Origin of the sequence: Shewanella sp. 2_MG-2023 (assembly GCF_030548905.1) — a bacterium.
GTDB lineage: Bacteria > Pseudomonadota > Gammaproteobacteria > Enterobacterales > Shewanellaceae > Shewanella > Shewanella electrodiphila.
In genome coordinates, this window is record NZ_JAUOSO010000005.1 from 83,806 (window position 1) to 101,943 (window position 18,138).

The following is an 18,138-nucleotide window of genomic DNA, read 5'->3' on the forward strand; positions in this document are numbered from 1 at the left end:
CAAAGCGGGTTAGCTTTGCGCTTGCTTAGGGTTTTTAGGGTAAAAATGATCGCTTTTTTGATCGATATGCGAAAACTGTCGGGTGTTTTTATAGGGCAGCTTCATAAAACCTGACACACCATGACCTTGTATTTTGCTAGCATGATGGAGAATTCGATCTAATGAAGCCCTAAATGCAGCTTGTTTACGAGGATTGAGTAAACGTAAATAACTGTGCACTTTAAGGTGATTAGGTAGCGCTTCAAAAATAATACAACCAGTGTGATGAATTTGGTTAATCCAGCCAAGCTCGGTCATGATCTCAGTGGGCAATTCAAGGTTTTCTTCAGGATCTTTACCGTCTTCAAAGTAGGAGTGTAATCTCGAACGTCCTTCAGATGCGGGGACATCACCCACTTCAAAACTAAGTTGGGCATCATTGATCATCTTATATGGCTCAGAAGGCGTGTCCCTCTCAAGATGTAAGGTGTCTTTTGCATTAAAAAAACAGGCCTTAAATACCCCGATCCGTTTTATTCCACGGGCTAAAGTGACCATATTATTGACTGCTTTTATGAGCACATCTTTGGTATCAGGGTCGTATATGGCAAGATTTGAATCAATGTACACGCCGCTTTTACGCCAGTGAATAGCAAGACCGCCAACAATTGGATATTGCGCCAGTTTACCCACTGCAGCTACGAAGCCTTTTTCAGTGTCTCCCATGCCAGCTAAAAAGTTTCGATAGTACTTTTCCAGCTGTACGTCGTCCATTTTAGCAATAGGATCTTGGGTGTTATGTTCTTTTAAAAATGATTTTCGAGAGCTATAACTCACGGTTTCAACTTGTTTCTGTTTGGGTAATACCCACAGCGGTATGTCTTCATGCAGCGGCTGGGTTTGTAAATCAGGTAGGTGCATTCGATGGTTGTGGCGCATGCTCTTAAGGAAATAATCTCCAGCAAGGTTTTGCCTTTCAACATCATCACTTAGCATGCCATCTAATGTTCGGGCCAGCTCAATAGGCAGGCCTAAGCTGCTCGCTGGTATCACTTTACTGCCGAAACGGCTAATTTGTCCTGAGGCTAACGCGTATAAGGTTGCGGCTACACCTTGCTCGTCAAAGCGTGGGCTTGAGAGCGCACCATTTAGCTGCTCGGAGCCAATAAAATAGACATCGCCCATTCTGGCATTGGTATGGTGTTGATCGCTGGACATTAACGACATGACATTATCTTCAACCGCTTTGTTGTGTTCATCTCGCTGAGCGAACACTGCCGATCCCCAGTCGATTAACGACAAATGATCGTTTTTAATATCATAAACTAAGTTAGAGGGTTTTATATCGCCATGGACAAGACATTTACCGGTGCGCAGATAATAAAGTAAGTTAGCTAATTGGCGGGCAATACTGATAATCATCGCTACAGGCAGTACGCCTAATCGGTGGCAAATTTTATCTAAATCCTCCCCTTGAGCACGCTCCATTACCATGATCCCTTGCTTGCCAACACGTTCAAACTTGATGGCATTAGGAACGTTTGGGTGAACTAACTGGCTGAGCATAAACGCTTCTTCTTCCAGTCGGTCTTGAACGCTTCGGGGGAGGGTAATACGTGAAAATTTAAACACGTGGGATTCACCAATATCATTGGTACCAGCAAACACGAAGCCATAGGCGCCTTTACCAATAAACTCGATATCCGCATATCCTAGCTTACTCAGCTGTTGGTTACATAGTCTTATCCAAGCGCGATGTTTACGTGCATCTTCAGCTTTTAATAAATAGACAGATTGTTCTTCATTGATATAAAAGTGTTGTAGCTGAGGTGTCTGCACTTTGTACTCCAGTTAGCTAACTCATTGGCTTAATGTGTTAGAAACACCATAAACTCATATTTAGATTTATCAGGCAAGTATTGATGGTAAATTTTTATGTTTAAGAATTCATAAAATGCTAAAAGTGCGGCAGGATCAATTATTGTCGGCGCTATTTAAGTATTTATATTAGCAATTCAGAGTAAAGCTACCTATCTCAAATAAACGGTGTTGTAAACTTTGACTTGAATCAAGTTGTTTTTGGTCATAGACAGGTACTATTTAACTGAATCAACGGATTCGGTTTAATCAAGGAGCGCTTATGCCTACCATCAATAAAGCAGATTTAATTCCACTGTTTAGGTTTCCTCGTCAGCGAATTTTACAGTCAATGGAAGTGACGCATTGTCCACATGCCGTCTTTTATAATGCCAGTGATGAACAGTGTACCACTTGCCATCAAGGCGAAGAGTGTATCTGGATGAATCATAATGATGAGCTAGTTGCCATAGAGAAAAAATCCGTTGATGAATTGAAGCAGCAACTATTAATAGCAGTGGATTTTGTTGATTCTAATTTGAGTCCGCATCATCTTTCTCGTCGTAACTGCCAATGTGACAACTGTAAATGGCTTAAGAAAGTCCAGTTTGTGCTAGAGGGTGAGCCTGAGTAAGTCCCCTAGGTTTATTGCTCAATAAATTAGCTTAGCTTGAGTGTCCTGAGCTGATAAAAGTTAAGTGACGATTGCCGTATTTGGCTTGATGATAAGTCAATTTGCTAACGCTGTGTGAGTGACCAAGCTTATATGGTGTGTTGCATCTCAGTATTTTTGTGATTACAGTGAAGCCCATTAGTTACTGAACAAGGGTTTGTTATCATGGAGCCGAGCTTTTGGCACGAAAAATGGGATTTGAAACAAATTGGATTCCATCAACCTCAAATTAATGAATTTCTGCTTAAGTATTGGTCGCGTTTATCGCTAGAACCATCTGCGGAAGTATTTGTACCTTTATGTGGCAAATCCTTAGATATGTGTTATTTAGCGGAGCAGGGCCATAGTGTGCTTGGCTGCGAGTTAAATCAAATTGCTGTCGAAGACTTTTTCAAAGAAAACAACCTACCAGTTAATCGTCAAACTCACGGTGAACATCAAGCTTACTCAACTGAGCAGGTTTCACTGATCCAGGGTGATATTTTTACTTTAGCTAACGAATCAACCCAGTCAATTAACGCATTTTATGATCGCGCCGCACTCATTGCGTGGCCAGAAGCCATGCGTCAACAGTACGCTAAAAAACTGGCTGAACTTATTCCTGCTGGCGTTAAGGGCTTATTAGTGACACTGGATTATGATCAATCTGCGCTCAATGGCCCGCCATTTGCCGTTAGCCCGCAATGGATAGAGACGCATCTTGCAGCTGATTTTGAGGTTGAGTTACTTGAGTGCGCTGATGTGCTGGCTGATAATCAGCGTTTTGTGAAAAAGAATGTTCCTTGGCTTAATGAAGCGGCTTATGTGTTAACCCGTAAAGGGTAATCTTATTTGTTAAGTTCACTAAAATGACACCATAAAAAAAGCGACCTCAGGGTCGCTTTTTTTGTATAGCTATATTGAAATGAGTCTAGTGACTCAATCAATTAGAAGTCGTAACGCATACCAATAGTGAAGATATTGTCATCTTCTAAATCGATTTTAGCGCCAGCAACTTTGTGGTCACCTTCGTACATAGCGTAGTGGCCATATACTAGCGTTGACTTAGAGATACGGTAGTCAGCACCGACAGTGATTGAAGTTACGTTGATGTCAGAACCGTCAACTTCTGCAATGTTGCTGTAGTATTTACCAAAACCAGCTTCATCAACGCCATATTCAGCTTTCAAGTTTACGCCATTTAGGTTGTAAACTACGTTTAAGAAGTAAGAATCACCTTCTTGATCAGTAGTTTGGCTTTCAGTGTTTTGGTATAAACCGCCCACTTTGAAATCACCTAGTTTAACTTGAGCAACAGCACGGTAAGCATCGATGCCACCAATAGTGTTGTAAGCCGCTGCTACATAGTAGTTTTGAGCTTTAAGTTTTTTGTCACCAATGGTTGCACTTAGTGCGTACTGATCTTCATAAGATTCGTTGCCATTAGCGTCTGTGTAGTTATCTTCCATTAGGTAAGTCGCGTTTAATGTAACTAAATCAGCGATTTTTGGAGAGTAGTACCAGATACCATCAGCTTTACGGAATTGACCACTTACAAGACGGTCAATATCAGCATTGGTGTTACCGAAAACGTCAACGCCGCCTTCTGCTTGCTTGAATACTGTGTCGTTACGACCCACTAAAACTGTACCGAAGTCAGATTTTAAACCTAGGAAAGTATTACGAGCCTTGAAAACATCTGAACTTGAAGACGTGTTTTCAACTTGGAATTCCATTTGGTATAGCACTTCGAAAGCATCAGAGATTTTTTCGCTGCCTTTTACACCAATGTGAGAGAAGTTGTTTTCGAATACAGTACCTTCTTTTCCTTCTTGAGTCGTTGCACCAGTGTCAGAATTGGTCACAGCTAAGTCTAAACGACCGTAAAAGTTTGGGCCTTCAGCTGCAGCGCCGAAAGAAGTTAATGCAATTACTGAGGCTACAGATGCTGAGATTAGCGTCTTTTTCATCTTCATACTCCCTTTAGAACCTGAGGTTCTATCCCCTTTAAGTGGGGGTGTTTTAGTGAATTTCAGTCACGGAACTATCTAAATAGTAATAGGTCAACGACGTGAACTTGAGAGGATTTTTACAGGTTTGAGCTGTTTAAGTTGTGGGCTATGTCAAACTTTATGGGATAACGTAATGTTTTGATGAAAAAATGTGACAAGTTCGATACTTTTAGCCATTAGTTAACACCAATATAGCAAACTACCTATTTATAGAGGTTCCACAAATTGTCAATATCGTGTAAGGCTTGGTGTAGTTGACTTTCTGGTTAGTTAAGTTGTAGCTAAAGTGTTAAGTTTTGTGGCTTGTGTCAGCTAGAGTTATGCAGTTTTGCATATTGGAAATTTCAATTGGAATGTCTAGGGCAAAAAAAAGCGACCTAGTTAGGTCGCTTTAGCAATTGCTTAACAATTCGTTGTAATATTTTTCAACAGCTTAAGGACAGTTTAGAAGTCTAAACGAACACCAACTGTGAAAATATCATCACTTAAGTCTTCAACAACACCATTTAGCTTCATGTCGCCATCGTACTTAGTGTAGTGTCCGTATACTAATGTATTAGCACTTAAACGGTAATCAGCACCGATGCTGAACTGCTGGATTTCAACGTCAGATACGTCTTTGCGTGCATCTAACACGTTGACATCACTTTGGCTTTCTAATTGACCGGTGCGGCGGTCAACGATTTTACCAAGACCTGAATCATCGTAGCCGTACATTGCTTTAAGCTTTAGGTTGCCCATTACATATGCAGCATTGATGAAGTAAGAGTCACCTTCTAGGTGAGCTAACTCGCTTTTTAAGCTTTCAGTGTTTTGGTATAAGCCACCAACAATGAAGTTACCGAATTTAGCTTGAACCACACCACGGTACGCTTCGACATCTGTAATACCATCTTGGTAAGCAACAGCGGCATAGAAGTTTTGTGACTTAAGTGCTTTATCACCTAGCGTTGCACTTAATGCATACATTGAATCACTTTGTGACTCATAGTTGTCATCCATTAAGTAAGTTGCGTTGAACGTCACCATGTCAGCAATTTTTGGAGAGTAGTAGCTGATACCGTCTCCTGAACGCGTTTGACCTGCTGCTAATAAATCGATATCAGAGTTACTGTTACCAAATAAATCGAAGCCACCTTCAGAAGCTTTGAACACAGTGTCGTTACGACCCACTAAAGCCGTACCTGCATTGGTTTTAAGACCAATAAAAGTGTTACGAGCTGCGAAAGTATCGCCTGAGTTATCAAAGTTACTTACACCGAATTCCATTTGGTAAAGAATTTCGAAGTTTTCATTGATTTTTTCACTGCCTTTAACACCTAACCAAGAAAAGTTATTCTCGATAACTGTGCCGTCTTTTTGATTTTGTGTCGCAACACCTAAATCAGAATTTGTTAATGCAAGATCTGCGCGACCATAAAAATTTGGGCCATCAGCTAACGCAGTGAAAGAGGTCATTGCTGTGCAAGATACAATAGCAGCAGTGATCAGGTTTTTTTTCATCATCTTAATCTTCCTTTGGTAAGGGCTTGATTTTGTTACGCACTCATCAGTTGTGCGCAACATTGATAACAATAGCGACTCGCTAATAATTTAGCGGTAAGCGCTATTATTTAGGATCCTTTATCTGCGGCAGATACTGACATAAAAGCTTCACTAAAAAGTGTGATTATTGTCACTAAAGGCTGGTTTTATTCGATATGTATCATATTGATTTACAAGGTTTACGGTTATGGGTAACATGTTTTTTAGCTTGTTTAACGGTAAATCAATTAAGTTTACTTAATTGGCGTCTGTAGGTAACAACTGTGTCGTATGGTTATTGAATTCAACGAAAGTAATAATAAAGACATCGACTCTCATTTTTCACTGTTCAGTTATATCGGTTTGTATCAGTTTCGGATAAAATATCGCCCCTTTATTAGTGAGTACTCAAGAGCGTTACATGTTGTCAGAATCTTATTTAAATCGTTTTGGTGGTATAGGCCGTTTATATGGTCAAAATGCACTGCAAAACTTTGCAAATGCTCATGTTGTTATCATTGGTATTGGTGGGGTAGGGACCTGGGTTGCTGAGTCATTAGCCCGAAGCGGAATTGGGCAGATTACCTTGATTGATTTGGATGATATCTGTGTCACTAATATTAATCGCCAATCCCATGCGACGACATCAACAGTGGGCGAATCTAAAGTTGAAGTGATGGCACAGCGTATTCGCGACATCAATCCTGAATGTGTCGTCAATGAGATTGAGGATTTTGTTACTGCTGACAACCTAGCAGAGTACCTCGGAACTAAAAGCGATCCTTTATCGATCGATTATGTTGTTGACTGTATTGATGCAGTAAAACAAAAAGCCGCGTTAATTGCTTGGTGTAAAAGAAATAAACTCAAAATTGTCACTGTCGGCGGCGCTGGTGGGCAAACTGATCCCACTCAAATCCAACTTACCGATCTAGCTAAAACGATCCAAGATCCATTACTTGCTAAAGTGAGAGGGATTTTACGTCGTGAGTATAATTTTACTAAAAATGTCCAACGACGTTTTGCTGTCGATGCGGTGTTTTCTACTCAACACCTGGTTTACCCTCAAAGTGACGGTTCAGTATGCAGTACTAAAGCGACAGCAGAAGGTAGTATGCGTATGGATTGTGCATCAGGGTTCGGCGCTGTGACAATGGTTACAGGCACATTTGGCTTTATTGCTGCGAGTCGTGTGTTAGCAAGGCTAGCTGAAAAGTAAGTTATTGTTTTAATAAGCTGATTAATGCGTACTATTTGGCATCAAAATTGCTTTTGAAGTATTAGATTCAAAAATCTGACACTTTGGAAGCGAGATGATGAAAATTAAATTAGATAACTTAAAATTTGCCAACGCAAAGCGTGTGCTTGTCAGTGTAATGCTCTGGTGGGTTGTTGCTTGTGCTGTATTGTTGTTTGCCCCTTCTCATGTCTTGCAGACTTTATCGTTAGATAACCTAGTGAACGAATATGGTCATTTTATTGGCCTAGGTCTCATTGTCGGCGCAGCTTTCTTCTTAAGTCAGTTATTCACTTTTGTTGTTGATGAATCTATTAATTATTTACGTGAAAAGCGCGCGATAGAAACCATTGAGTCTAAAGTTAAATTGTTGGATCCTGCAGAGCGTGCATTGTTGCGTGAATTCTTCCTTCAAGGTGCCACTATTTTGGCATTACCTCAAAACGAACTCGCGGTGAAAGGATTAGTTGCGACGAGTATTCTTGAGTTAGTGGGTAATGAACGTCATTACGCGATACAAGGCCCGACAGCTGAGTATAAAATTTCGATGAAAGCGAGAGTGTATTTGAATCGTGATGTATTACGATTACCTGCTGGTGAGCCTAGTAAAGAAGAATTGTCGCATTTGATTAAAGCTAGACCGCAATTCATTAATGGTTTAGTGCAACCTAGAAAACATGCTGCTTAATCACCAACCATGATCACTTACCATTGATTTCATGTTTATTAGGCAGAAAAATGGGGGCTAATTGCCCCCTAATTATTTGCTAAAAAACACAAAAAAAACTGACTAAAATAAAAATAAGTAACACCTATTTCTTTGGAGCCGACTTCACTATAAACATCCACATCATGTAAGACATAATTCCCATAGTGCAGAAGATGACAATCATAGATAGCAAACCTATTGCATTACCAAACATTAAATCTAACCAGAATGCCATTTTATTATCTCCTTTATTGTGAAGTCATAAATAACATACTAGATACATCTTTTAACAATTATGATCTCGATCAATTAACTTGTCGGTTATTGCTAGAATGCTAATGTAATGAATTAAAAATTAGAAAACTCTGCAATCGATCACTATTTACATGATGTCGAGTTAGAACCGAATTTTCGAAAGGGATGTGTGAGCTGTTGTTTAGAGTCAGCTTAGCGCAGCAAAGAGCGCTGGTTGAATGAGATTTGAGCTGTTGAAAGTAAATAGGCTAAATAGCGCATTAAAGAGCTTGCCATTGTTAATGGCCTAGGTATAATTCTGACTCTCGATTGAGCCTAGCTCTGTTGAGACATCAATATGATGCCGGTGTGGTGAAATTGGTATACACGACGGATTCAAAATCCGTTGCTTTCGAGCGTGGCGGTTCAAGTCCGCCCACCGGTACCATCTCTCTAACCTACTATTAAATAGTAGGTTTTTTTATTTCTGGGCATCCAGAATCAATGTGTAACCTCCAATATTTACCTCAAAAACCTCCAAGTGTGACGATTTTTTGCCAAGAAATAATTTGGCGCCTGCTGTGTTGTCTTTTTGCTGTGTGCTATTTGCTTTGATTTGCTTTGCTTTAGCGTGGCTGTTTTCGACTAATATGAGCTGGCTGTTTAGAGGCTTAAGTTACTAAAAACTAGCTTGGTGTTTTTGGCTAAAGTTCAGTTAAGCTACTTTGTTGAAAAACTGACAGGCAGTATATGCCCCGTCAGTGTTATCGAAAAATATTTTATAAGCTGTTCTTTACAGTTAAAAACGATAGTTTGTCATCAAACCAAAGAAGTGAATATTTGCTGAGTAATCTCCTCTAAGCGTTGAATTTGCTAGCTGAAATTCAATACTTGGGGTTCCTACGTCAAGGTATTCATAATAAAAATTCATGCGCCAGTTCTGGTTTAAATCATATGTGGCACCAATTGCATATTTCCAAAGCTCGCCAGTTGGCACATCTGGGTATTGCATCCTTGGGTCATCTTGCGGTGATGATTCATAAGATATACCACCTTCTAGTCGCCATTTATCGTTAAGTTGATAGTAGCCCCCAACGCATGCGGTTACTGTGTCATCCCACTGCCTTTGGATCTCGACAATACGGGAATCCAGTTCAATATCGGTTGTTGCAACAGAGCTAAACTGGGTCCAGCCTAAACTCCATAGCAAAGCCGTTTTGTCAGTGACATTATGATATCCACTTAAAGACGCAGTGGCAGGCATAATGATACCAACTGAAGAGTCAAGTCCTTGGTTGGCAATGGTTAAGTTACCATCCATGCCATGTTCTATTTCTGAACGGTATGAAAAGCCGAGTCGATGATCATCGTTAAACTCGTACAGTCCACTTAAGGTATAGCCAATGTTTAGATCACTACCCGTTGCTTGGGTCTTAAACTTGTCAGTTCCTGCAAAATTTTGTTCAAGCTGGCCATACTCAGCGACTAGGCCAATACCCAGAGATAACTGCTCATTAACTTTATAAGCGACACTTGGGTTTAACTGTACGGTAACGAGCTGAGCGTCTTGCAACAATAATGCGCCCGAAAAGTCAGCCCCGTAATCAATGACTGATCCACCTGCCGATACCAGAGCAATACCTGCACTCCAACTATCATTAATTGGTGTGACGTAATACATTGCGCCAGCTGGCATTGCTGTTCCAGCTTGAGTTGAAGATTCTCCGCCAGCAAATATTCCATCAGAACCAGTATCATTATATGCAATGTCTGACACCATGCCTTGTATATTAAAAGCTAAGGTGGGCTGAGTAATCTTGGTCATAGCAGCTGAGTTTGCAAACGCCGTTTCTGCGCCTTCTGCCAAAGCTTGAGCACCGGCGCCTGCCGTACTTACATTCACGCCGCCCAGCTCTGGGAACATATAAGCCCCTGCCAATGCATTGTTTGCCACTAATAATGATAAAAGTAACGGGACTGTGATTTTAGTATTCATGGATAACCTTATTAATTCGTCTTTACTAATATAATTAACGGGTACTCGCCTCAGTTATGAGGCGAGCCTGAAAAGTTACATCGCATTTAAGTAGGACTTGTATGAATGAAGACGAACCGTTGCTGCGCCAATCACATCGATAAAACTGAAAAATGGGTGTGGTTTGTTTGCTGCAATCCAAGCAGAACCCGTTGCGCCAATTGGGATAATTTTGCCTTCAGGCTCAAAAATCTCAAGAATCACTGTACGTCCATGACTACTGGTATTGGCTCCAACATGCTGTCTAACACTTTGTGGCCCTTGAATTGGTGAAATCGATGACTCACCTGTACCAGCCGTAAAGCTGTGAACGCGAGCTCGGAATACTTCACCGGGATAAGCATCAACATAAAATTCTGCAAATTGTCCTTTTTCTACGTAGCGAAACGTTTGATCAGGAATGCGCATTTCAATAAACTTTTTGCCAGTATCATAAAGGTGCATATTACCTACACGGCTTCCGTCAGCGACATTGACTACCGCTACCTGGCCATCAAACTGAGCTCGAACAGTTTTTCGGCTTTGCTCAAAATGGGTTTGCTCCAAGTCGGCATGAAGCGATATGAGAGTTGCCTTGGCAATACGCAGTTGTGATTGGTAATACTCAACGTCTCGTTTTTTAAAAATGTCTGGCGATGTCTTTGTTCGCTCTAAATCTCTAATAAACTGGGCGATACTTTCTTCTTGCGTAACGATTGAGGATTTAATTTTTTCAACTTCAGCGTTAGATTTAGTGTCTACAAGGGTATAAATAATTTCGCCTTGTTTGACGATTTGGTTATGACGAACATGTACTTCATCAATTTCCTCACCGAACAAAGGCGATAGCACTGCATGAGGTGCTTTGACGGTTGAGGAATAAGTTAAATCAACCGGCGCCCAAAGGCGTGAAAGTACGCCCAATATAACCAGAATTAATACGCCGCCAGAGACAATCCAAAAGCAACTGCGTAAGGTCCATTTAATGGCACCTGTTGATACGAGTATCCACATTAATAAGATGTAAGGGATCATGACTTCTTTCATAGTATTAGTCCTCTACCTTGTTTATTTCATTCGAGGTGTTTTTTAAGTCGTTGGTTTTATTTCGACTGTTTCTAATCACGCTGCTTATGGATTCACCAATTTCAGACCAGTTGGCAAAAGCGATAATGATGGCTAATACCCACCAAGCTTTATGGATGAACAGGCCACATAATGACAATGCAAACACTAGCTGGACGTGAGAGCTGTGCATTTTTTCTGTGCGATGGACTGCCACTTCATGTATTGACCAAAGTAGATAGATAACAAAGATGACCAGGGCAATGGTGACTGAAAATAAGTAGCCACTGAAATACTCTGAGTTAAACAGAATCATCATGGTGTCATTTGGCGTATTAGTAAAAAGACTCATATCGATATCTTTAGAATTAATGAGCCCCATAGGCGCTAATAAATATGCGCCACCAAGCATCAATGCCATAAAGGATACGAATTTGATAAGCACCATAAAGATGGTGGCTAGTTTAGATAAAATGGTTTTAATTACGTTCATAACATTCCTTAGCAAATGCAATATGCATTAATTACCGCGAGCCGATTAAAATAAATCTACAAACCATCGCTCGAGCATTGCTATGTCTTTGGCTTGCCCATTGATGCGGACTAAACCAAGCGTTTTTGCATCAGACCAACTAAGTTGTTTAGTGGCTAACGCCTCAAGTACATCTAGCTCAGCGATTAGCAATAGCTCAGTAGGTGAGGGCTGTGTTTCTCGGTGTTGTAATTTGGTGTGCTCAGAAATCAAGACTTCACTGTAATGGCCTTTTACTGGCTCAAATAAACTGAAAGAAACTTTTTGATTGCTGTTTGATAGCACATTAGTGAACTGGTAAACCTTGACGTGCTCAGGGCTTTTTAAGCTATTAAATCTACCGTTTTGTCTTGCATTAACGGTGCTTTCAAATACTGAGAGTGACCCTGGTTCGGTGACAAGGAATAAACCTGTGTCTTGGTGTATGCCGCATGCATTTGCGAAAAATGGCACCCAACATATAAGTAATAGTAATAGACGAGACATAGTGACCACCTAAAACGGAGGGGCTATACAACCCCTCTAGTTGACGTGTTATCGAACAATTAATTTAAGTTCTTCTGGCGTCATTGGTTTGTCGAAGTAACTCATGAACAATCCAAAATCTTTGATATCGCCATTAGTAAACTTGAACTTGCCTGAGCCTAAGTTTTCGCCTATCACCTGTTGTGCTTTAGGACCTGCAATCAGGATTTGGTTTAACACTTTACGAGTGGTTTCTATCTGAATATCCGCACCTGAGTATGGTGTAGTATGTAACTGTGCAATACCGTTACGGATTTCAATAGTCATTGACTCATTGGTGTCAGCAAACTTGTATGTCATCGCAGTTGCAACATTGAGTGTTTTTTCTGCAATTAATGTTGCTGTCATCATGTCGAAAATTTGTGCGCTAGGTAGTGCAGTTAATACATCTACAGAGGCAAAGCTAATCAGGTTAGAAAAATCACGTGTACCCTCTAACTCAGCTGATGCATTTAATGCCCAGTTACGCCAGTTGATGTTCACTTGATTTGCTGCCCATTCTTTATAAGCTTTAGCTTTCATTTCACGTGCTTCAGTGTCTTGCTTGTTGATCGTAATTGGGTACGACAAGATCTCTGCTGCAAAGGTGTAGTTTTCAGCAGTTATTGCTGCTTTTGCTGTTTTAATGATGTTGTCTCTACCACCCATTAATTCAACAAATGCTTTTGCGCGTTGCTCGTATGCCATTGGCTCTAACTGCCATGGATCAGCTTCAAAGAAACCTACATAACCAACATAAATTTGACGAACAGCATGAGCGACAGTGCCGTAATGCTCACCAAGCCAAGGATGTTCAGCTAGATGCTTAGGCAGTTTTACTACTTCAACAAGTTCATCTGGTGTCATGCCTTTATTCATGTAACGAATAGATTGGTCATGGGTATATTGAATTGCATCTCGGTAAGAGGTTAGTACGTTTGCTACAGCTTCTTTACCTTCAACTGGGCGTCCGTGAGAGTTGATCATGATTTCAGTATCAAAACCACGCATTACATCAATGCCTTTAAACCACATTGCAGGATCACGGAACTTGGTCCCACGAATAGTGTGTAAGTTCGGGAAGTTCTCACCTTGTAGTACTTCAGCTGCGTGAAGAATTTTTTGATTAGGCAAGTAAACAACAACTTCGTCTTTTGTTTCTGAAGGCACGTTGACGATTTGTAGTTCAACACCTGCGATAGTGATGTCTAAACGATCTTTCAGGGTGACATTTGGCTCAATGAATGAGATGTCACCTTGCATGAAGCGAGGGCCTAAACCGTCGTTCACTGTACCGTGTTCACCTTCTTCCACATGTTTTGCGCCTGTGTAAGATGTGCGGTGACCAAATAAGGTGCCTAGATTTGAAGACCAGTTAGCCACTGCTGCAGTTAGTCCTTCTTGAGCAATAATTTTCACTTCGCCTGATGCGACTTCTTCATCGGTTACCCAAGCACGAACACCAGAAATGTGGTCAATGTGGTTATGAGAGTAGATAATGGCTTTAACAGGTTTGTCGGTGATTTCTCTAAAAGCATCTCTCACAGAGGCAGCCATTTGTACTGACTCACCTGGATCGACAATGATAATGCCGTCATCACCTTCAATCATCACAGGTGTATCAAGACCATAACCGTATCCAAGAAATACGTTATCATCGACTTGAATGATGGCTTGATCCATTTTACGACTATGCTTTGTTAGCGCATCATGTACTAGAGGAGAGTCTTCAACATAAGCTAATGTCTCACCTGTTTTAGAAAGCACTTTAATGCGCTCGCCTTTACCCCAAAACAAATTAGATTCATGTTCAAACAACACACCATCGTTATAGCGCTTATTAAAATCAATGTTTTGATAATGTGCGGCTGAACTTGTTTGCAGAGACTGGCCAGTTGCCGATTCGGCTTCAGTAGTTGGAGTTGCAAACGCGACAGATGCAGGGAGTAATGCAGAACTGATCGCGACAGAAATTAACAGTTTTTTCAGTGAAGATGTCATGTGATACCTCAGATTATTGAACTAATATGAATTTCTTTTATTTAATGACGTCATGTTAATTCGATAGTAATCTTTGATATATAGGCTATTACGATTTCGTAATATCGTAATTACGATATATTGCTATTGTGAAATATTGCTATTGCGAAATATTAAGACCCCCACGGATATTCAGGACAGCAAATGAAAAATGATATTCCTAACTTTAACCTGCTCGCTGTGTTTTCACAGGTCATGGAAGATGGCAGTTTAAGTAAAGCAGCAGAAAACCTGAATACTAATCAGTCTACAGTGAGCACCATGCTTGGAAGGTTGAAGGAGGAGATTGGGCAAGATCTGTTCATCAGAAAAGGCCGTGGGGTGGTGCCAACAAGTTACTCACTTAGTTTGTATCAACAAATTCAAGCTCCGATAAATCAACTTAATGGTGTTTTTACTTCGTTTGGAAACTTTGACCCATTGCGTTCTAGTCGCCGTTTTGTGCTAACAGCTCCTGAACATATGCAAGGGGTGCTATTAAAGCAGTTTTCATTAATTGAAAATAAAGGTATATCACTGGAAGTCTTTGACCAAATGGATAAAGACGATAATTTTTATGAGGTGTTGTTACAGCAAAAATTTGATTTGATGATTGATATTTTGCCGTTCGAACACCCTAATGTTGAAAGCTTGAAACTATTTGATAATGAGTTCGTGGTGATATGTAGCGAGGAACATCCTAGAATTCAAGGGTGTATTTCAGAGCTGCAATACATGCAGGAATCGCATGCTATTTTAGAGAGAACTCGTAACCATCTCTATAGCTTAAGTCACTATACCAACCTTAATTTGTCCAAGCGTAAAGTGGCTTATCATGGACGCTCACTTTTCAGTAACTTATTGGTTGTTAGTCAGTCAGATTATATTAGTGTGGTGCCACTTTCTTTAGCTTTACAGTTTAAGGAACAGCTAAAGTTGCAGTTATTTCGCCCTCCTTTTGAATATAAAAAAGTATCAAATTATCTTATTTGGTTGAAAAAGCTCAATCAAGATCCTGCTCACAGCTGGCTTCGAGATGAATTGGTCACGATCTCTAGTAAGATTCATAATTATCTTCAAGAGAACTTTCCTGAGTAAGTTTATAGGTGAGTGTTAATTTGCGAAATGAAAGTATGCTTTGGTTCTTTATTTAGACATACAAAAAAGCTCAGTAGCAAAACTGAGCTTTTTATTCTTTTGATTAGATGGAATGTTCTTTATTGAGGCATTCCGCTAAAGATTAAAATTTATAATCAATGGCTAAATAAACTTGTTGGGTATCATTTAATGAGAATGTACCGGTATTAGCGCCATTGGCAACATCTTTCTCGTAGTCTTGTTTCAGGTATTGGTAACCAATTTCAGTCGACCAGTTGTCGTTGATGTTGTACATAAAGCCTGTTTGACCACCCCACACAAAATTGTCACCAGAGCTTAAATCTGCTTCCTTGATACTGGTATGAGTCATACCGGCTGTTGCACCCACAAACCAGTTAACATTACTTTGTCCGAGTGGGACTAGGTAATCATAAGATAATAAGAAAGTCTGCTGTTTACCTATGTCTTCAGAGTTGTAGCCATATGTTCCATATACACGGCTATTGTCGTTAATATACTTACCAACACGAAGTTGATAGGCCATATCTCTTTCTTTCTCTTTTTCACCGTCGACAGAAGAGTCTAGCTTGTAAGTATTTTTTTGGTATCCAGCCGCGCCACCAACAAACCAATCAGATGCCATTGCTGGGACAGACATCATTGACGTTACTACACCCGCTAAAATAAGTTGTTTAGTTTTCATAATCACTCCAAGTAAAAATAGTTATCTCGTTTTGTTGGAGCAATCATAGTCTGACTAAGCTGTATCAGAACTGAATGAGTTTAAGAGTAAAAATAAATGACTTGTTGGTGATTTAATTAATAATATTATTTTTATTAGTTAGTGGGTTCATTATTATAAATAGATAAGTTTGTAGTGATTACCCTAAATAAATTTAATTCCTCATATATAGCTATTGTTATTCAATTCTAGCTTTAACAGTAATTTAAACCTTATTTCAATATCATTAATTACTAATTTAATATGTTGTCTTTTTTGATATGTTTACTTGGTTTTCTGTGATTTTTAAATTAAAAAATTAGAGCCTTTGCTCGGTATAGGTGTAAGCAGATCACAAATTTTACAAGCTGTTATTGAAATCCTTGCGCAAGGTCACTGTATGGTTTTTAGCTGATATTTGATGGACTGCATTTGATGTATAAACAAGATGAAGGCTGTGAAAATAATAACCACTCTGTCAGCCTTCAACTGTATTTTCTTTGTTTATGCTAATGATAATATGCGATTCCTACAACGCATAGATAACCAATTTGTTTATGACATAGAAAATGAATTTAATGCAGTAGGAGTCGCTGCAATTACTTAATGTTTGCTAAGGAGATTAGCTAATGTTTTATGTTCATATGCTGTTGTTGTTGGCGGTAATATTTGTTGGTATTCGCCATGGTGGCGTCGCGTTCGGTTTATTAGGTGGATTAGGCGTTTCTGTTTTAGCGTTTGTGTTTGGGGTTGCTCCAGGCTCACCTCCAGTCAGTGTTATGCTGATTATCCTTGCTGTTGTGGCGGCTTCAGCAACACTTGAAGCCACTGGCGGTCTTAAACTACTGGTTAAATATGCTGAAAAGCTATTAAGAAAACACCCCAATCAAATTACTTTCCTCGGTCCTTTGTGTACTTATTCATTAACAGTGTTAGTAGGAACCGGTCACTCGGTGTATCCACTTTTACCAGTGATTTATGATGTTGCTTATAAAAAAGGTATTCGTCCTGAGCGCCCATTGGCAATGTCTACGGTTGCTTCGCAAATGGGGATTACAGCAAGTCCAATTGCTGCTGCTGCCGCAGTGGTAATGGCGACTGCAATGGATAATAGCCTCGATATTAGCTTGATCAATGTATTGTCAGTCACTATCCCTGCTACCTTAATCGGTGTGCTTGCAGGTTGTGCATGGAGTTTGAATCGAGGTAAAGATTTAGATAAAGATGAAGCGTTTCAACAACGCCTTAAAGATGAAGAGTTTCGCAGTAACCTAATTGATCCTGATGTAGAGTCTAGCGATCAAGCGCATACCGATTCGGTTGCTAAACGGGGTCTGTTTTTATTCTTAGCGGGTATCTTATCAGTCATCATGATTGCGATGTTCAGCAAGGAAGTGTTGCCAGAAGGCGTGAAAATGTCGGTAGCAATTCAGTTTATGATGTTATCTGTTGGTGCGATTATATTATTGGCAACTAAGGTGTCACCGCAAAAGATTGTTAATAGTAATGTCTTTACTGCAGGAATGACTGCAGTGGTGATCATTTTTGGTATTGCATGGTTAAGTGACACTATTATTGGCCATCATAAGGCCTACTTAGTGAGTTCGCTCAGTGATTTAGTCAGTGCCTACCCTTGGTCATTTGCTATTGCGATGTTTATGGCATCAATCTTCCTTAAAAGCCAAGCTGCAGTACTCACTATTATGTTCCCACTAGGGTTTGCGTTAGGTATCCCTGCACCTGTGCTTATTGGTGTGATTCCAGCGTGTTATGCCTACTTCTTCTTCCCATTCTACCCAAGTGATTTAGCCGCAATCAGCTTTGATAGATCTGGCACAACGAATATTGGCAAATATGTTCTTAACCATAGCTTCCTTATCCCAGGTTTTATCGGAGTCACGACAGCAACGGTATTAGGTTACTTTATTTCGACATTGGTGATTAACCACTAATTGATGATATGAGTAGAGAAATTGTCTGA

Annotated in this window: 16 protein-coding genes and 1 tRNA gene; 7 read left to right on the top strand and 10 right to left on the bottom strand. The window is 40.0% G+C overall.

Annotation, left to right across the window (positions count from 1 at the left end):
- Positions 1-9: 9 nt before the first annotated feature.
- Positions 10-1,818, bottom strand: coding sequence for a protein kinase (locus tag Q4600_RS06940; RefSeq protein WP_102526606.1), 1,809 nt, complete (start codon positions 1,816-1,818; stop codon positions 10-12).
- Between the two features lie 301 nt (positions 1,819-2,119).
- Here Q4600_RS06940 and Q4600_RS06945 point away from each other — a divergent pair, with 301 nt between their 5' ends.
- Both Q4600_RS06945 and Q4600_RS06950 read left to right on the top strand, forming a co-directional pair.
- Entirely contained in the window at positions 2,120-2,470 is a 351-nt protein-coding gene (locus tag Q4600_RS06945) for a hypothetical protein (protein ID WP_248956273.1), read from the top strand.
- A gap of 204 nt (positions 2,471-2,674) precedes the next feature.
- Entirely contained in the window at positions 2,675-3,334 is a 660-nt protein-coding gene (locus Q4600_RS06950) for a thiopurine S-methyltransferase (protein ID WP_303514750.1), read from the top strand.
- Positions 3,335-3,435: 101 nt separating this feature from the next.
- Here the strand turns inward: Q4600_RS06950 and Q4600_RS06955 are convergent, their stop codons facing one another.
- Positions 3,436-4,458 carry a porin gene (locus tag Q4600_RS06955; protein WP_303514747.1) on the bottom strand — a complete coding sequence of 341 codons (1,023 nt, stop codon included), beginning with the start codon at positions 4,456-4,458 and terminating at the stop codon, positions 3,436-3,438.
- A gap of 486 nt (positions 4,459-4,944) precedes the next feature.
- Positions 4,945-6,003 carry a porin gene (locus Q4600_RS06960; RefSeq protein WP_102526666.1) on the bottom strand — a complete coding sequence of 353 codons (1,059 nt, stop codon included), beginning with the start codon at positions 6,001-6,003 and terminating at the stop codon, positions 4,945-4,947.
- A 445-nt stretch (positions 6,004-6,448) separates the two neighbouring features.
- On the opposite strand from Q4600_RS06960, the gene tcdA reads away from it, so the two are divergent.
- Positions 6,449-7,243, top strand: coding sequence for a tRNA cyclic N6-threonylcarbamoyladenosine(37) synthase TcdA (tcdA, locus tag Q4600_RS06965; protein ID WP_102526665.1), 795 nt, complete (start codon positions 6,449-6,451; stop codon positions 7,241-7,243).
- Between the two features lie 94 nt (positions 7,244-7,337).
- On the top strand, positions 7,338-7,949 hold the full coding sequence (locus Q4600_RS06970; RefSeq protein ID WP_102526602.1) for a superinfection exclusion B family protein: 612 nt from the start codon (positions 7,338-7,340) through the stop codon (positions 7,947-7,949).
- Between the two features lie 124 nt (positions 7,950-8,073).
- Here the strand turns inward: Q4600_RS06970 and Q4600_RS06975 are convergent, their stop codons facing one another.
- Positions 8,074-8,205, bottom strand: a complete 132-nt coding sequence (locus tag Q4600_RS06975; protein WP_065109785.1) for a DUF3149 domain-containing protein — start codon at positions 8,203-8,205, stop codon at positions 8,074-8,076.
- Positions 8,206-8,567: 362 nt separating this feature from the next.
- Between Q4600_RS06975 and Q4600_RS06980 the strand changes: the two genes are divergently transcribed.
- Positions 8,568-8,652, top strand: a tRNA-Leu gene (locus Q4600_RS06980).
- Positions 8,653-9,003: 351 nt separating this feature from the next.
- Here the strand turns inward: Q4600_RS06980 and Q4600_RS06985 are convergent.
- The 5 genes from Q4600_RS06985 to Q4600_RS07005 all read right to left on the bottom strand — a co-directional run bounded on the left by Q4600_RS06985 (position 9,004) and on the right by Q4600_RS07005 (position 14,320).
- Entirely contained in the window at positions 9,004-10,200 is a 1,197-nt protein-coding gene (locus tag Q4600_RS06985) for an OmpP1/FadL family transporter (RefSeq protein WP_303514740.1), read from the bottom strand.
- A gap of 75 nt (positions 10,201-10,275) precedes the next feature.
- On the bottom strand, positions 10,276-11,265 hold the full coding sequence (locus Q4600_RS06990; protein WP_303514737.1) for an efflux RND transporter periplasmic adaptor subunit: 990 nt from the start codon (positions 11,263-11,265) through the stop codon (positions 10,276-10,278).
- A gap of 4 nt (positions 11,266-11,269) precedes the next feature.
- Positions 11,270-11,776, bottom strand: a complete 507-nt coding sequence (locus Q4600_RS06995) for a magnesium transporter (RefSeq protein WP_248956269.1) — start codon at positions 11,774-11,776, stop codon at positions 11,270-11,272.
- Positions 11,777-11,821: 45 nt separating this feature from the next.
- Positions 11,822-12,301, bottom strand: coding sequence for a hypothetical protein (locus Q4600_RS07000; RefSeq protein WP_303514733.1), 480 nt, complete (start codon positions 12,299-12,301; stop codon positions 11,822-11,824).
- Positions 12,302-12,349: 48 nt separating this feature from the next.
- Positions 12,350-14,320 (bottom strand): alkyl sulfatase dimerization domain-containing protein, encoded by a 1,971-nt coding sequence (locus Q4600_RS07005; RefSeq protein WP_303514729.1) that lies wholly within the window; start codon positions 14,318-14,320, stop codon positions 12,350-12,352.
- A 183-nt stretch (positions 14,321-14,503) separates the two neighbouring features.
- Here Q4600_RS07005 and Q4600_RS07010 point away from each other — a divergent pair, with 183 nt between their 5' ends.
- Positions 14,504-15,436, top strand: a complete 933-nt coding sequence (locus Q4600_RS07010; protein WP_303514725.1) for a LysR family transcriptional regulator — start codon at positions 14,504-14,506, stop codon at positions 15,434-15,436.
- A gap of 142 nt (positions 15,437-15,578) precedes the next feature.
- On the opposite strand, the gene Q4600_RS07015 is transcribed toward Q4600_RS07010, so the two are convergent.
- Complete coding sequence (locus Q4600_RS07015; RefSeq protein ID WP_303514722.1) at positions 15,579-16,139, bottom strand: outer membrane beta-barrel protein; 561 nt, start codon at positions 16,137-16,139, stop codon at positions 15,579-15,581.
- A 647-nt stretch (positions 16,140-16,786) separates the two neighbouring features.
- Here Q4600_RS07015 and Q4600_RS07020 point away from each other — a divergent pair.
- A complete protein-coding gene (locus Q4600_RS07020; protein WP_248956264.1) occupies positions 16,787-18,109 on the top strand; it encodes an anaerobic C4-dicarboxylate transporter in 1,323 nt (440 codons plus the stop codon).
- Positions 18,110-18,138: the final 29 nt, after the last annotated feature.

Coding starts and splice junctions, on each gene's coding strand:
- Q4600_RS06945 (WP_248956273.1), top strand. CDS start 2,120: ATGCCTACCATCAATAAAGCAGATTTAATTCCACTGTTTAGGTTTCCT.
- Q4600_RS06950 (WP_303514750.1), top strand. CDS start 2,675: ATGGAGCCGAGCTTTTGGCACGAAAAATGGGATTTGAAACAAATTGGA.
- Q4600_RS06955 (WP_303514747.1), bottom strand. CDS start 4,458: ATGAAAAAGACGCTAATCTCAGCATCTGTAGCCTCAGTAATTGCATTA.
- Q4600_RS06960 (WP_102526666.1), bottom strand. CDS start 6,003: ATGAAAAAAAACCTGATCACTGCTGCTATTGTATCTTGCACAGCAATG.
- Q4600_RS06970 (WP_102526602.1), top strand. CDS start 7,338: ATGATGAAAATTAAATTAGATAACTTAAAATTTGCCAACGCAAAGCGT.
- Q4600_RS06975 (WP_065109785.1), bottom strand. CDS start 8,205: ATGGCATTCTGGTTAGATTTAATGTTTGGTAATGCAATAGGTTTGCTA.
- Q4600_RS06985 (WP_303514740.1), bottom strand. CDS start 10,200: ATGAATACTAAAATCACAGTCCCGTTACTTTTATCATTATTAGTGGCA.
- Q4600_RS06990 (WP_303514737.1), bottom strand. CDS start 11,265: ATGAAAGAAGTCATGATCCCTTACATCTTATTAATGTGGATACTCGTA.
- Q4600_RS06995 (WP_248956269.1), bottom strand. CDS start 11,776: ATGAACGTAATTAAAACCATTTTATCTAAACTAGCCACCATCTTTATG.
- Q4600_RS07000 (WP_303514733.1), bottom strand. CDS start 12,301: ATGTCTCGTCTATTACTATTACTTATATGTTGGGTGCCATTTTTCGCA.
- Q4600_RS07005 (WP_303514729.1), bottom strand. CDS start 14,320: ATGACATCTTCACTGAAAAAACTGTTAATTTCTGTCGCGATCAGTTCT.
- Q4600_RS07010 (WP_303514725.1), top strand. CDS start 14,504: ATGAAAAATGATATTCCTAACTTTAACCTGCTCGCTGTGTTTTCACAG.
- Q4600_RS07015 (WP_303514722.1), bottom strand. CDS start 16,139: ATGAAAACTAAACAACTTATTTTAGCGGGTGTAGTAACGTCAATGATG.
- Q4600_RS07020 (WP_248956264.1), top strand. CDS start 16,787: ATGTTTTATGTTCATATGCTGTTGTTGTTGGCGGTAATATTTGTTGGT.